This is a genomic window from Arthrobacter sp. CP30, assembly GCF_053470025.1.
The window spans coordinates 63,900-78,778 of the sequence record NZ_JBQEMM010000011.1; the positions used below are offsets into that span (position 1 = coordinate 63,900).

The window sequence follows — 14,879 nt, forward strand, 5'->3', positions numbered from 1 at the left end:
TGCTCCCGCACCGGGAGCGTGGCGTCCGGACGACGTCGGGTGCCGGTGTCGCCTGCCGGGCACCACGCACCCGACGACGAGGAAGGGCTCCCGACAGTGGTCGGAAGCCCTTCCTCGTTCGTGGATCCACCACGATCCGGTACGTGGCCGGAGCGGCCTGTCAGCCCGTCGGGGTCGACGAGCCTCCCCTGCGACCGCGCCGCCCGCGCCGCCCGTCGACGCCTTCGCCCGCGGTCTCCCCGGTCGGGGTGCTCGCGTCGGGGGCGCCGGACGGACGTCCGTCAGGGGCACCGGCCGGGGTCGCGGAGGGTGCGCCAGCCGACGTGTGCGCGGCCGTCGCGGCGGACGTGCCGGCCGAACCCGCGGTCGCGGTGCTGACCGACGTGGGGGCATGCGGATCGCCGGCCATGCTGCTCTCCGGCTCGTCGTCGCCGCCCTGACCCTCGACCCTGCGCTCGTGCGTCCCGGGCCGATCGTCCGCCTCGTGCACGGCGATCCCCGCCTCCTCCTTCTTGCGGGCGTGGTCCTCCTTCGGCGTGGAGCTCAGGCCGTGACCGGTCTCGTCGAGGGCGGTCAGCTTCTCCGCCTCCTCGACCTCCTCGTCGGTGATGTTCTCGTCCTTCTCCTGGTTCCACGCCTTGATGGCGGCCCAGCCGACAGCGGCCACCGGGACCGACAGGATGGCGCCGATGATCCCGGCGAGGATGGTCCCGGCCGTCAGGGCGACCAGGATCACGAGTGCGTGCACCTGCAGGGTGCGCCCCATGACCACGGGCTGCAGGAAGTTGCCCTCGAGCTGGTTGACCACGATCACCGCGATGATCACCATGAGGGCCACGAACGGCCCGTTGGCCACGAGGGCGATCAGCGCGGCGAGCACGCCGGCGAGGGTTGCCCCGACCAGCGGGATGAACGCCCCGATGAAGACGATCGCCGCCAGCGGCAGCGCGAGCGGGACATTGAGGAGCAGCAGGGCCAGCCCGATGAAGACCGAGTCCACGAGCGCGACGATCGCCGTCCCGCGGACATAGCCGCCGAGGACCAACATGCTGCTGTAGCCCACCCGCCGGGCCTTGACCAGGCGGCGACCCTTGAAGGCCCGGAGCATGAAGGCCCAGATCTTCTCGCCGTCCTTGAGGAAGAAGAAGAGGATGACCACCATGAGCAGCGCCCCGGCGAAGAAGTTGCCGGCTGCGCTCAGCCCGGAGATGGCACCCGCGCCGACGGTGCTCGAGGTCGCGAAGTCCACCACCCAGTCACGGGCCTGCTGGATCTGCGCGTCGTCGATGGGGATGGGGCCGTTCTGTGCGAAGGCGTAGAGCTGGTCGAAGCCTTCGGTGGCACTGGAGACGAGCTCACCGGCCTGACCCATCACGGCGAAGACGATGCCCGTGATGAGCCCGCCGAAGAGCAGCAGGAGCAGCAGGAAGGAGACGGCCGTGGCGAGGGAGGCGCCCCAGCCCTTGCGCCGGAGCCAGTTGACGAAGGGCCCGATCGCGGCGGCCAGGATGAGCGCCAGCAGCATCGGGATGACCACGAGCCGCACCTGGATCAGGGCGTAGATAGCCACGACGGCGAGCACCAGGAGGATGAGCACCTGGCCCGCACGGATGCTGGCGTTGCCGAGGCTGTCGCGCCACGGACCTCTCGGGGCGGGCGTCCCCGCCCGGGCTTGCGTGTGCTGGGTCATCGACTGTCACGTCCTTCGGCACGGGGGCCATCGTTGAGCAATTGGGTGCGCACCTCGCGCCGGAGGACCTTGCCGATCAGGGATCGGGGCAGGTCCTCGGCCTGCACGATGGTGCGGGGGACCTTGTAGGCCGCGAGCGCGCCACGGCAGTGGGAGCGAAGGCTCTCGACGTCGAGTGCGGCACCGTCGGCGAGCACGACGACGGCGGCCACGTCCTCGCCGCCGCCCTCGCGGGGCAGTCCGACGACGGCGGCGTCGGTGACGTCCGGATGCGCCCGGAGGGCGTCCTCCACCTCGGAGGGGGCGACATTGAAGCCGCCCGTGATGATCAGCTCCTTGATGCGGTCGACGATCGTGATGAAGCAGTCCTCGTCCATCCGGACGATGTCCCCCGTCCGGAACCAGCCGCCGTCGAGGAGCGCGGCGTGCGTCTCGTCGGGTTTGCGCCAGTAGCCCTGGAACACCTGCGGTCCACGGAGGAGGAGCTCGCCCGCCTCACCGGGCCGGCGGTCGGCGCCGGGATCGTCGGGGTCGACGATGCGCACGTCGGTGCCCGGGAACGGGACGCCGACGGTACCCGGACGGCGGGTCGGGCCGATCGGGTTGCCGGCGGCCACGGGGGAGGTCTCGGTGAGTCCGTAGCCCTCGATGAGGTAGCCGCCGGTTGCCGCCTCCCAGGTCTCCACGGTGGACTCGGGGAGGTTCATGGCACCGGAGATCGCGAAGCGGATGCTGCGCAGGTCGGCGCCACGGGCGGCCGCTCCTGCTGCCAGCCGCTCGTAGATGGGCGGGACGGCGGGCAGGAAGGTGGGCGGGCTCTTCCTCGCTGCGGCCAGGACGAGATCGACGTCGAACCGGGGGAACAGGACGAGCTTCGCGCCGATGCTCATCGCGAAGGTCAGGCAGAGCGTGAGCCCGTACGCATGGAACATGGGGAGCACGGCGTAGACCGTCTCGCGCCCTGCCTCGAGACCGGGGACCCAGGCCCGGCCCTGGGCCGCGTTGGCGAGGAGGTTCCGGTGCGTCAGGACGGCGCCCTTGGGCACCCCGGTCGTCCCGCTGGTGTACTGCAGGACGGCGGTGTCCGTCGCGGACGGGCGCGGATGCTTGTGCGGGAGGGGTCGGTGGCGGAGCAGTTCGCCCCAGCCGAGGACCTTCCGGGGACCGGTGGGCCTGTCCGTCGTCGTCAGCGCCCTCCGCGCCTCACGGGCCCGGCGAATGGGCAGGCGCAGGGCCAGCCGTCGCGACACGGGCATGGCGCTGACGAGGTCCACCGTCACCAGCGCGGTCACCGGGATGTCGGCCGGCAGCTGCTGGATCTGCCGTGCCACCCGGTCCCAGACGATCGCCACGGTGGCACCGTGGTCCTCGAACTGGTGGCGCAGCTCGCGGTCGGTGTAGAGCGGGTTGTGTTCGACGACGATCGCCCCGAGGCGCAGGACGGCGTAGAAGGCGATGATGTGCTGCGGGCAGTTGGGCAGTACCAGGGCCACCCGGTCACCCGCGCGGATGCCGAGGGCCCGCAGGCCTGCCGCGGCGCGGTCGACGGCGTCGCCCAGCTCGCGGTAGCTCGTCGCCGCACCGAAGAACTCGAGGGCCGTCCCCGTGCGGTAGGTGCGCACCGACGTCTCGAGCAGGTCGGTGAGCGTGCCCTCGGGAACACCGAACGTCGGGGGCACGCCGGGTGCGTAGCTCGCCACCCAGGGCCGGGCTGCCAGATCCATAAGCCTGCTTCCTGTTCTTGCTCCGACTGTATCGCGGCTCGTCGAGCCACGGTACCCGAACCTCCCGACCCTACCGGGCCCACCGCGGTCGCGGTGTCGCTGGCGTCCGTGCCGTCCGTGCCGTCCGTGCCGTCCGTGCCGTCCGTGCCGTCCGTGGCGCCCGCGGCACTCGCGCCACTCGCGGCCGACGGCCCCCGGACAGGCCGGGCGCGGACGCAGCAGGTAACGCTCGGGTAGGATGGTCGGTCGAAGGGGAGTAGCTCCGCGTCCGCGAGGATGTGCGGCCTGTCGACATACTGGCGCCAACGGCGCCCGGCTATCCACCGGTTCATCCGGCGAGCGAGACCTTCGGCCGAACCGACGCCCCTGCGTACCCGGCCGAAGCCTCCCGCTCCGGCCGACGTGCGCACGCACCCGAGAATCCGGAGCACCGCGTGACATCCCCTGACCACTCCCCCTCCCGCGACGACGTCCGACGCTGGCGGCAGTACCTCGCCGACGAACGTGGCGAGGCCGCGACCTACCGGGACCTCGCCCGCCGCAGGACCGGCGAGGAGCGCGAGATCCTCCTCGGGCTCGCCGACGCCGAGGGCCGGCACGAGGCGCACTGGCTCGCACTGCTGGGCCACGAGGTGGGCCGGCCCCTGCGACCGTCCCTGCGCAACCGGATCCTCGGGGTGCTCGCTCGGCGCTTCGGCTCCGTGTTCGTCCTCGCGCTGGCCCAGCGCGCCGAGGGCCGCTCCCCCTACGCCACGGACCCCTCGGCCACCAGCGCGATGGTGGCGGACGAGCAGATCCACGAGGAGGTGGTCCGCGGGCTGGCGACCCGCGGCCGCAACAGGCTCTCCGGCAACTTCCGGGCTGCGGTCTTCGGCGCCAACGACGGCCTCGTCAGCAATCTCGCCCTCATCATGGGTATCGGTGCCACCGGCGCGTCCACCGCGTTCATCCTGGTCAGCGGACTGGCAGGGCTCCTGGCCGGCGCGCTCTCGATGGGCGCCGGGGAGTACGTCTCCGTGCGGTCCCAGCGGGAGCTGCTCTCCGCCACCCGTCCCACGCAGATCACGCTGACCGCCGCGAAGGAACTCGATATCGCGGCCAACGAGCTGGCACTGGTGTACCGGGCCCGCGGGATGACGCCCGCCGCGGCGGAGCACCGCGCGGCGGAGCGCCTCGGCCTCTACAGCTGCGACTGCGACCCCAGCTTCTCGCTCCGGCCCGAGGCCGAGGACGACGTCGACGAGCACGAGGCGGTGGGCACCGGGCTGGGGGCGGCGGCGTCGAGCTTCTGCTTCTTCGCCTCGGGCGCCATCATCCCGGTGCTGCCCTACCTCGTGGGCCTGGCCGGGCCGACCGCCGTCGTCGTCGCCTGCGTGCTGGTGGGACTCGCGCTGCTGGCCACCGGCGCCGTGGTCGCCCTGCTGTCCGGAGCCTCGCCGCTGCGGCTGGCGCTGCGGCAACTGGCGATCGGACTGGGCGCGGCGGGCGTCACCTATCTCCTCGGGCTGCTCTTCGGCACGTCGATCGCCTAGAGGGCCGGCCCCGTAGCCCTGCCGGGAACGCGGCCCGCGTGGGCATCAGGCCGCGTCCCGCTCTTGCAGAACATGGTCCTCGAGGAGTCCGAGCGTGGCCTCGATACTGGCCGGGTGGCGCCGGGTGAAGCCCGTGAGGCGGAAGACGAAACGCCACCTCACGGCCCTGCCGTCCCACTCCTCCCGCACGAGCGTGGACGTACCGCGCGGCTCCAGCGTGTAGCGCCACACGTGTGCGGAGAAATGCCGCCACGCGATGCGGCGCCCCTCCTCGAACTCCACCACCCGGTTGAGGATCTTGTAGGGGGCCCCCATGCGCATGTCCATCCCGAATCTCGCGCCCAGGGACAGCCGGGCCGGACCGTTGGGCTGCTCCCCGCGCACCGTTCCCGAACCGTCGATCACGCTGTGCAGGGCCGGCGTCGCCAGCACCTCGAAGATGCGGTCCGCAGGGGCGTCGATGAGCCGCTCGCGCGAGATCAGGTAGGGCGTGGGTGTCATGCCCCCATTCTGCCCGGTCGCCGGGTCGGGGCACGCCGTCGGACGGAGGGGACCGGCGGACAGTGGGCCCGCGCGCCGTCCGACGACGACGGAGGGCCCGTCCACGGACGGGCCCTCCGGTGGATGGTGCGGGTCAGGGCTTGAGCAGCACCTTGATGGCGCGCCGCTCGTCCATGGCCCGGTACGCCTCCGCGGCGTCCTCGAGCGGCATCTCGACGTCGAACACGCGGCCGGGATTGATGGTCCCGGCCAGGACGTCCTTCAGCAGTTCGGGGATGTAGGTGTGCGCGGGGGCCATGCCGCCACCTACCGTGATGTTCTTCGCGAAGAGCACACCGATGGGGAGCTCCGGACCACCGGCGGGGACGCCGACGAACCCGAGGTGGCCGCCCGGCCGCGTGCTGCGCAGCGCCTGGTCCATCGATTCCTTGGTCCCGACGCACTCCAGCACCGAGTCGGCGAGCACTCCGCCGAGCAGTTCGCGGACCTTCGCCACGCCCTCGTCGCCCCGCTCGGCCACGATGTCCGTCGCGCCGAACTCGCGCGCGAGGGCCTGCCGGTCCGCGTGCCGCGACATGGCGATGATGCGCTCCGCGCCGAGGCGCTTGGCCGCGAGGACCCCGCACAGTCCCACGGCGCCGTCACCGACGACGACGACGGTGCTGCCCGGTCCCACGTTCGCCGAGACGGCGGCGTGGTGGCCCGTGGACATGACGTCGGAGAGGGTGAGGAGGCTCGCGGTCAGGGCCGCGTCGGGCTCGGTGACGCCGTCGACCCTGCGCAGCGTCCCGTCCGCCTGCGGGACACGCACGGCCTCCCCCTGGCCACCCTGGAGGAAGTCACCGTGTTCGTCGGTGCTGCCCCAGCCGGCGAGGTGGTCGCAGGCGACGGTGACCCCGTTGAGGCACTGGGGGCACGTCCCGCAGCTGTCGACGAAGGGCGCGATCACGAAGTCGCCGACGGCGAGGTCGCGGACGTCGTCGCCCACCGACTCGACGACGCCGACGAACTCGTGGCCGATGGCCTTCGGCTCCTTCGTGGGGCGGACGCCGCGGTAGGGCCACAGGTCCGACCCGCAGACACAGGACGCGGTGATCCTGACGACGGCGTCCGTCGACCGGATGATCGTCGGGTAGTCGCGGTCCTCGACGCGGATGTCGCCGGGCCCGTGGATGATGGTGGCGCGCATGATGTCCTCCTGGAAGCTTGCCTGACGCAATCGGTGGTCCCCCGTCGCCACACTACAAGCCACGGGCGGCTCGCCCTATCGCACGGAGCTGCCCGCGTCCTCCTTGAACCGGCGCTCGATCTCCTCCAGGGTGCGTCCCCGCGTCTCGGGGATGTAGCGCCGGGCGAAGACGATCGCCGCGACACCCAGGACCGCGAACACGAAGAACGTGTTCGAGATGGTGATGGCATCCATGAGGATCGGGAAGCTGAGGCTGACGGCGAAGTTGACCATCCACAGCACGAACACCGCGACTCCCATCCCGAGCCCGCGCAGCCGCATCGGGAAGATCTCCGACAGCATGAGCCACGTGACCGGCGAGATGGCGCCCTGCTGGAAGGCCAGGAAGGTCACGGTGAGCGCAAGGACGAGGAACCCCCGTGCGGTTCCCTCCGGCACCAGCAGCGAGACGAGCCCGATGGCCAGGAGTGCCGCCGTCGTCCCGATCTGGCCGACCAGCAGCATGGGTCGGCGCCCCACCCTGCCGAGCAGCCAGATGCCGACGAAGGTCGCGGCGACGGAGATGACGCCGTTCGCGATGTTGGCGGTCAGCGCCGCCTGGGTACCGAAGCCCGCGACCACCAGGATCTGCGTGCCGTAGTACATGATCGAGTTGACGCCGGTGATCTGCTGGATGACGGCGAGGCCGAGCCCGACCACGACGATGCGTCGCAGCCACGGCTCGCGCAGATCACGGATCCCGGCCTTGTCCTTCTCGCGGTCCTCCAGGGCGAGGGCCTTCACCTCCTCGTACTCGATGCGGGCGGCAGCCGGCGGGCGGAGTCGCTGCAGCGCCCTCAGGGCGAACCCGAAGGCCCCGTGCGCCGCGAGCCAGCGCGGGCTCTCCGGGACGAAGTACATGCCGATCCACAGGCCGATCGCGGGGAGGGTCGCTAGGACCAGCATCCACCGCCAGATCCCGTGGCTGTCCCCGAACACGGTGCCGAGGACGGCGCTCGTGCTGAAGGCGATCAGCTGGCCCGTGACGATCATGAGCTCGTTCCGGGTGACGGTCTGCCCACGGCGCGCGGCCGGCGAGAGCTCCGCGAGGAAGATCGGCACCATCACGGACGCGCCACCCACCGCCAGTCCGAGCACCAGCCGCGAGGTGACCATGACCGTGACGTCCGGCGCGAGGGCCGTGCCGAGCGTCCCGACGAGGAACACCACGGCGAGCATGATGATCATCCTCCTGCGCCCGTAGGCATCCGCGAGGCGTCCGCCGGCGAGCGCGCCGAACGCGGCGCCGAACACGAGCGAGCTGGCCACGAGCCCCTCGGTCACCGGGGTCAGGCGGAGGTCGTCCACCATGAAGGGCAGCGCGCCGTTGATCACGCCCGTGTCGAAGCCGAACAGCAGGCCGCCGAGGGTGGCCACCCAGGTGACACGGCGCAGGTACCTCCGCTGCCGGCCGCCGTCGGCCTCCGCCGTGTCGACCGCACTGCTCCTCGTCGCGTCGCTCATCGTCGGTGCATCTCCTGCGGGTGTCCTGGGGGTGTCGTGGTGGTGTCCTGGTGGTGTGTGCTGCCGCCTGACGCCGCACGCCCTGCGCGCCAACGCTAGTTCCTGCACGTCCGATCCGCAGCAGCGAGGATCCCTGGAGCCCGGTCGACACCGGCGGACGCCCGAGCCGCCGCCCCCGCCCGGGCCCGTGACCGTGCCCCGAACGTCCCCCGGACGCCCCCCGAACGCACAGCAGCCTCCCCCGCGGGTGTGCGGGGGAGGCTGCCGGACGAGCATGGATCAGAGGGTCGCGTAGACCTCGCGGAGGAGCTTGGCGGTCTCGGACGGCGTCTTGCCGACCTTCACCCCTGCTGCTTCGAGCGCTTCCTTCTTGGCCTGCGCAGTTCCCGCGGAGCCGGAGACGATCGCGCCGGCGTGGCCCATCGTCTTGCCCTCGGGTGCCGTGAAGCCGGCCACGTAGCCGACGACCGGCTTGGTGACGTTGGCCTTGATGAACTCGGCGGCGCGCTCCTCGGCGTCCCCGCCGATCTCGCCGATCATGACGATGGCCTTGGTCTCGGGATCGGCCTCGAACGCGGCGAGGGCGTCGATGTGGGTGGTCCCGACGACGGGGTCACCGCCGATGCCGATCGCCGTGGAGAAGCCGAGATCGCGCAGCTCGAACATCATCTGGTAGGTCAGGGTGCCGGACTTCGAGACGAGGCCCACGCCGCCCTTGCCGGTGATGTTCGCCGGGGTGATACCCACGAGGGACTCCCCGGGTGTGATGATGCCGGGGCAGTTCGGGCCGATGATGCGCGTCACCTGGTTGCCGTCGGCGTCGACCTTCGACTGGGCGAGCGCCCAGAAGGAGGCCGAGTCCTGCACCGGGACACCCTCGGTGATGACGACGACGAGGCCGATGCCGGCCTCGATCGCCTCGACGACCGCGTCCTTCGTGAAGGCGGGCGGGACGAAGACGATCGACACGTCGGCGCCGGTCTCCTTCATCGCTTCCTCGACGGTGCCGTACACCGGCAGGGTGACGTCGCCGTGCGTGACACTGGTGCCGGCCTTGCGGGCGTTGACGCCGCCGACGACCTGCGTACCGGCCTTCAGCATGAGGGCGGTGTGCTTGGTGCCCTCACCGCCCGTGATGCCCTGCACGATGACCCTGGAGTCCTTGTTGAGGTAGATAGACACGGGTGTTCCCTTACTTTCCGTAGGCCAGCGCGGCGGCCTTGTCGGCGCCTTCGTCCATGGTGTCGGCGAGGGTCACCAGCGGGTGGTTCGCCTCGGCGAGGATGCGGCGTCCCTCGTCGACGTTGTTGCCGTCGAGGCGCACGACGAGAGGCTTGTTGGCCTCGTCACCCAGCATCTCGAGGGCCTTGACGATCCCGTTCGCCACGGCGTCGCAGGCGGTGATCCCGCCGAAGACGTTGACGAAGACACTCTTCACCTGCGAGTCGTTGAGGATCACGTCGAGGCCGGCGGCCATGACCTCGGCGGACGCTCCACCTCCGATGTCGAGGAAGTTCGCGGGCCGCACGTTGCCGTGGGCCTCGCCGGCGTAGGCGACGACGTCGAGCGTGGACATGACCAGCCCGGCACCGTTCCCGATGATGCCGACCTCGCCGTCGAGCTTGACGTAGTTGAGGTCGTTCTCCTTGGCCTTGGCCTCCAGGGGATCGGCGGCGTCCTTGTCCTCGAGCGCGGCGTGGTCCGCGTGGCGGAACTCGGCGTTCTCGTCGATGGTGACCTTGCCGTCGAGGGCGAGGATGTCCCCTGCGCCCGTCTTGACGAGCGGGTTGACCTCGACCAGCGTGGCGTCCTCCTTCACGAAGACGTCCCAGAGCTTGAGGATGGTGTGGATGACGCCCTCACGCAGTTCGGGCGCGAACCCGGCGGCGTCGACGATCTCCTCGGCCTTGGCCTGGTCGATGCCGGTCGCGGGGTCGACGGCGATGCGCGCGAGCGCTTCGGGCCGCTCGACGGCGAGCTGCTCGATCTCCATGCCGCCCTCCACCGAGCACATGGCCAGGTAGTTGCGGTTGGACCGGTCGAGCAGGACGGAGAAGTAGTACTCCTCGGCGATGTCAGCGCCCTGCGCGATCATCACCTTGTGGACCGTGTGCCCCTTGATGTCCATCCCGAGGATGTCAGAAGCGTAGGAGAAGGCCTCGTCGGGGGTCTTCGCGACCTTGACGCCGCCGGCCTTGCCGCGGCCACCGACCTTGACCTGGGCCTTGACGACGACGACGCCGCCGATCTTCTCGGCTGCCGCCTTTGCTTCTTCTGGGGTGTGCGCAACGATTCCGGCGAGCACGGGAACTCCGTGTGCCTCGAAGAGATCGCGCGCCTGATATTCGAACAGGTCCACGGGCTAGAGTCCTTCTACGTCGAAGTAGGTTTACAGAGGGAACTTTAGCCCCCTCGACCCGAGGGCCCTTTCCAGACTATCGGTTTAGTGAGTAAGCCCACACTTCTATCTTTTGTAGAATTCGGGCCTGTTCTGGTATTCCCGAGAAGTGCGGGATTCCGGCGATCAGGCCACCTTCGTCAGGGGCGCGTAGCGCAGCAGCAGCCTCTTCTCGCCGGCGTCGAAGCGCACCTTCGCGACCGTCTTGTCACCCGCGCCCTCGACCGCGAGCACCGTCCCGTTGCCGAAGCTCGCGTGGTTGACGTGGTCCCCCACAACGACCGAGACGACCTCCTTCTGGGGCTGGACGCGGCCGATCGCCTTCGCGGGGGCGACGCTCCCGCCGGCGAAGCCTCCTCCGCTCGCTCCCCAGTAGGAGCCGCTGAACCGCGGACCGCTCGTGCTCCCGCCGGACGAACCCCACGACTGCTTCGCGGCACCCTCCCGCTTCCAGTGGATCAGCTCCTCGGGGATCTCGCCGACGAACTGGCTGGCCGGGTTGTACTGGCTCTGGCCCCACATGCTGCGGACCTCGGAGCGGGTGATGTAGAGGCGCTGGCGTGCACGGGTGAGACCCACGTAGGCGAGCCGGCGTTCCTCGGCCAGCTCCTTCGGATCCGTGGCCGAGCGCTGGTGCGGGAAGATCCCCTGCTCCATGCCGGTCAGGAAGACCACGGGGAACTCGAGCCCCTTCGCGGTGTGCAGGGTCATGAGGGTGACCACCCCCTGCCGGCGGGCCTCCTCGACCGCACGCTGGACGTCGGCCGCGGACCCGTCGGGGGCATCGGGGATCTGGTCGGCGTCCGCGACGAGTGACACCTGCTCGAGGAAGTCCCCCAGGGTGCCCTCCGGGTTGTCGCGTTCGAACTCCCGCACCACCGCGACGAGCTCCGCGAGGTTCTCGACGCGCGACTCGTCCTGGGGGTCGCTGCTGGTCCTCAGCTGCTCGAGGTAGCCGGTCTGCTCGAGAACGGCCTCGAGGGCCGCCGACGCGCCCGAGCCGGCGGCCACCTCCGCGAGGTCGTCGATGAGCTTGACGAACCCGGTCACGGCGTTGACCGATCGCGTCGCCATGCCGGGCGCCTCGTCGGCGCGCCGCAGCGCCTCCATGAAACTGATCCGCTCCCGTTCGCTGAGGGCGGCGATGGCGTACTCGGCGCGATCGCCGATGCCGCGCTTCGGCTCGTTGAGCACGCGGCGCAGGTTGACGACGTCGTCCTGGTTGACGAGGACGCGGAGGTACGCGAGCGCGTCCTTGATCTCCTTGCGCTCGTAGAAGCGGGTGCCGCCCACCACCTTGTAGGGCAGCCCGACCCGCAGCAGGATCTCCTCGATGGACCGCGACTGCGCATTGGTGCGGTAGAAGACCGCCACGTCACCGGGGCGCAGGTCGTCCTCGTCTTGGAGGCGGTCGATCTCCTCGGCGATGAAGCGTGCTTCCTCGTGCTCGTTCTCGCCGACGTAGCCGACGATCTTCTCGCCGCTGCCCTCGGCGGTCCACAGGCGCTTCTCGGGCCGGTTCGGGTTGCGCGAGATGACGGCGTTCGCCGCACTGAGGATGTTCTGCGTGGAGCGGTAGTTCTGCTCGAGCAGGATCGTGCGGGCGCTCGGGTAGTCGTTCTCGAACTCGACGATGTTGCGCACGTCCGCCCCGCGGAACGCGTAGATGGACTGGTCGGAGTCGCCCACCACGGTGAGCTCCGCGGGATCGTCGGTGGACTCGCCGGGTACCCCCACGATCTCCCGCACCAGCGCATACTGCGCGTGGTTGGTGTCCTGGTACTCGTCCACGAGGACGTGGCGGAAGCGGCGCCGGTAGTAGTCCGCGACGCCGGGGAAGGCCCTGAACATGTAGACGGTCTGGGCGATGAGGTCGTCGAAGTCCATGGCGTTGGCCTGGCGCATGCGCTGCGCGTATCCCGTGTACACCTCGGCGACGGCCTGCTCGAACGGATCCGCGAGGTTCACCGTCGAGGCGAACGACTCCTCGTCCACCAGTTCGTTCTTCAGGGCGGAGATCTTGTGCTGGATGGCTTTGGGCGGAACCTTCTTCGGGTCCAGGTCCAGCCCCTTGGCCACGAGCGTGATGAGGCGCAGGGTGTCCGCGGAGTCGTAGATGGAGAAGTTGGAGTTCAGTCCCACGGAAGCCGCCTCGCGGCGCAGGATGCGGACGCAGGAGGAGTGGAAGGTGGAGATCCACATGCGCTTCGCCACGTCCCCGATGAGCCCCTCGATGCGCTCCCGCATCTCCGCCGCGGCCTTGTTGGTGAAGGTGATGGCGAGGATCTGGCCGGGATGCGAACGGCCCGTGGCCAGGAGGTAGGCGATCCGGTGGCTCAGCACGCGGGTCTTGCCGGACCCGGCACCCGCGACGATGAGCAGGGGTGAGCCGCCGTGCTTGACGGCTTCCTCCTGCTGCGGATTCATGCCCAGCAGGAGCTCGTGCGCGCGCTGCTCGTCCACTCCCGCGCGCGCCGGCACGTGGTCCGCGGCAGGGTCTCCCGAGGCCGGACCCGTCCCCGCACGCGGCACCGCGGTGGCCATCGCGGCCTCGCGTGCCCGCTTCTTCTCGGCAGGGGTGGGAGGGGAGACGTAGGGATCGAAGAGCATGTCCATGATGCCTCCAAGTCTAGGCCGTGACCCCGACAGTCCGCCCGGCCCGGCAGGCCCCGCACGCGGCACCGCCCCCGCCGGGAGACCCTGCGGGGGCGGTGCGTACAGCGGGCGGAGGGGCTATTTCTCCGCCCGGAGCTCGTCCTTCTCGATCCCGAGGATGAGGAGCTTGCCGCTCTTGCGGTCCGCGAGGTACTCCCGCATCTCCCGCTTGATCACGGGGAGCAGGAAGTAGACGCCGAGCAGGTTCACGAAGGCGCAGACGAACAGCGCGGCATCGGCGAAACTGATGACCTGGCTGAACGTGAGCACGCAGCCGGCGACCGTGAAGAACAGGAACACGATCTTGTAGGTGATCTCCGCCGTCTTGCCCCGGCCGAAGAGGAACTCCCAGGCCTTCAGTCCGTAGTAGGACCACGTGATGAGGGTCGAGTAGGCGAAGAGGACGACGGCGATGGCGAGGACGATGGGGAACCACGGCAGCACGGTGGCGAAGGCGTCCGAGGTCAGGATGACGCCGTCGGGCGTGTCTCCCCCGCTCTGCACCTGATCGATGCCCGCCTGCAGGCTCGGCGCACCGGCGATGACGATCGCGAGGGCCGTCATGGTGCAGATGAGCACGGTGTCGACGAGCGGCTCGAACAGGGCCACGAAGCCCTCGCTCACGGGACGGCGGGTCTTGACGGCGGAGTGGGCGATGGCGGCGGAACCGACGCCTGCCTCGTTGGAGAACGAGGCCCGCTGGAACCCGACGATCAGGACACCGAGGATGCCTCCGGCGATTCCCTGGGGATTGAAGGCACCGGTGATGATCGCCCCGAAGGCGCCGGGCACCTGGTCGATGTTCGCGATGATCACGAAGAGGCAGGCGAGGACGTAGATGCCGCCCATCGCGGGCACCAGGCGCGACGTCGTGGCGCCGATGGACTTGATGCCGCCGAGGATCACGATCGCCACGAAGAAGGCGAGGACCAGTCCGAAGATGAGGGCCGCGCCGGCGCTGCCGAGGAAGCCGTCCGCACCGCCCGTGACGTTCTGCACCTGGGCGAAGGTCTGGTTGGCCTGGAACATGTTGCCGCCGGCGATGCCGAAGATGAGGATCGCGACCGCGAAGATCCCTGTGAGGATCTTGGCCGGGATGCGGCCGAGCTTCTGGAAGGCGATCGGCAGGTACTTGAACGGACCGCCGCTCACGGTGCCGTCCTCGTGGACCTCGCGGTACTTCACGCCGAGCGTGCACTCGGCGAACTTGGTCGCCATGCCGATCAGTCCGGCGCAGATCATCCAGAACGTGGCGCCCGGGCCACCGAGGGCCATGGCAGCACCGACACCGGCGATGTTGCCGAGCCCGACGGTTCCGGAGAGGGCCGAGGTGAGCGCCTGGAAGTGCGGCACCTCGCCCGGATCGTCCTTGGAGGAGTAACGCCCACGCACGACTTCATAGCCGACCTTGAGGCCGCGGAGCTGGGGCACCCCGAAGTAGATCGTGAAGATGATCCCGGCAAGGATGAGCCAGGCGACGACGGCGGGGAAGCTGACGTCGCCGATCGTGATCGGGAAGAACACGATGCTGGAGAAGATCTCGGTGGGTCTCGCGAAGGCGTTGTTGATCGCCTCGTCGATGGCGGCGAGCCAGCCGACGTCCTCGGTGACCGTCGCCATGGGGAGTGCGGTGTGAATATGCATCCCACCAATGAACCGCTTTTCCGGTGTGAAGGCAATCACAACG

At 70.0% G+C, this 14,879-nt stretch carries 10 protein-coding genes; 1 reads left to right on the top strand and 9 read right to left on the bottom strand.

The genetic code is table 11. The annotated features are described in order from the left end of the window. Positions 1–160: 160 nt before the first annotated feature. A complete protein-coding gene (locus tag ACTIMO_RS14055) occupies positions 161–1,690 on the bottom strand; it encodes an AI-2E family transporter (protein WP_448182790.1) in 1,530 nt (509 codons plus the stop codon). Next, positions 1,687–3,414, bottom strand: coding sequence for a long-chain-fatty-acid--CoA ligase (locus ACTIMO_RS14060; protein ID WP_448182791.1), 1,728 nt, complete (start codon positions 3,412–3,414; stop codon positions 1,687–1,689). Before ACTIMO_RS14060 ends, ACTIMO_RS14055 begins: the two co-directional genes overlap by 4 nt. 434 nt (positions 3,415–3,848) lie before the next feature. Between ACTIMO_RS14060 and ACTIMO_RS14065 the strand changes: the two genes are divergently transcribed. Beyond that, entirely contained in the window at positions 3,849–4,946 is a 1,098-nt protein-coding gene (locus ACTIMO_RS14065) for a VIT1/CCC1 transporter family protein (RefSeq protein WP_055769559.1), read from the top strand. Between the two features lie 45 nt (positions 4,947–4,991). On the opposite strand, the gene ACTIMO_RS14070 is transcribed toward ACTIMO_RS14065, so the two are convergent. From ACTIMO_RS14070 to ACTIMO_RS14100, 7 genes are all read right to left on the bottom strand, one after another. After that, positions 4,992–5,447, bottom strand: coding sequence for an SRPBCC family protein (locus ACTIMO_RS14070; protein ID WP_448182792.1), 456 nt, complete (start codon positions 5,445–5,447; stop codon positions 4,992–4,994). 133 nt (positions 5,448–5,580) lie between these two features. Next, entirely contained in the window at positions 5,581–6,636 is a 1,056-nt protein-coding gene (locus tag ACTIMO_RS14075) for a zinc-dependent alcohol dehydrogenase family protein (RefSeq protein ID WP_448182793.1), read from the bottom strand. Positions 6,637–6,711: 75 nt separating this feature from the next. Continuing rightward, positions 6,712–8,139 (bottom strand): sugar porter family MFS transporter, encoded by a 1,428-nt coding sequence (locus ACTIMO_RS14080; protein ID WP_448182794.1) that lies wholly within the window; start codon positions 8,137–8,139, stop codon positions 6,712–6,714. A gap of 279 nt (positions 8,140–8,418) precedes the next feature. Next, positions 8,419–9,321 (bottom strand): succinate--CoA ligase subunit alpha, encoded by a 903-nt coding sequence (gene sucD / locus ACTIMO_RS14085; RefSeq protein WP_055769554.1) that lies wholly within the window; start codon positions 9,319–9,321, stop codon positions 8,419–8,421. Between the two features lie 10 nt (positions 9,322–9,331). Continuing rightward, positions 9,332–10,498: an ADP-forming succinate--CoA ligase subunit beta gene (sucC, locus tag ACTIMO_RS14090; RefSeq protein ID WP_055769551.1), complete on the bottom strand. Its 1,167-nt coding sequence runs from the start codon at positions 10,496–10,498 to the stop codon at positions 9,332–9,334. 165 nt (positions 10,499–10,663) lie between these two features. After that, positions 10,664–13,153, bottom strand: coding sequence for a DNA helicase PcrA (pcrA, locus tag ACTIMO_RS14095; protein WP_448182795.1), 2,490 nt, complete (start codon positions 13,151–13,153; stop codon positions 10,664–10,666). 117 nt (positions 13,154–13,270) lie between these two features. Further along, complete coding sequence (locus ACTIMO_RS14100) at positions 13,271–14,836, bottom strand: alanine/glycine:cation symporter family protein (protein WP_448182796.1); 1,566 nt, start codon at positions 14,834–14,836, stop codon at positions 13,271–13,273. Positions 14,837–14,879: the final 43 nt, after the last annotated feature.

Excerpts from the sequence above, each read along its gene's own strand:
- ACTIMO_RS14080 (WP_448182794.1), bottom strand. The coding sequence starts at position 8,139 with ATGAGCGACGCGACGAGGAGCAGTGCGGTCGACACGGCGGAGGCCGAC.
- ACTIMO_RS14100 (WP_448182796.1), bottom strand. The coding sequence starts at position 14,836 with ATGCATATTCACACCGCACTCCCCATGGCGACGGTCACCGAGGACGTC.
- pcrA (WP_448182795.1), bottom strand. The coding sequence starts at position 13,153 with ATGGACATGCTCTTCGATCCCTACGTCTCCCCTCCCACCCCTGCCGAG.
- ACTIMO_RS14060 (WP_448182791.1), bottom strand. The coding sequence starts at position 3,414 with ATGGATCTGGCAGCCCGGCCCTGGGTGGCGAGCTACGCACCCGGCGTG.
- ACTIMO_RS14070 (WP_448182792.1), bottom strand. The coding sequence starts at position 5,447 with ATGACACCCACGCCCTACCTGATCTCGCGCGAGCGGCTCATCGACGCC.
- ACTIMO_RS14075 (WP_448182793.1), bottom strand. The coding sequence starts at position 6,636 with ATGCGCGCCACCATCATCCACGGGCCCGGCGACATCCGCGTCGAGGAC.
- ACTIMO_RS14055 (WP_448182790.1), bottom strand. The coding sequence starts at position 1,690 with ATGACCCAGCACACGCAAGCCCGGGCGGGGACGCCCGCCCCGAGAGGT.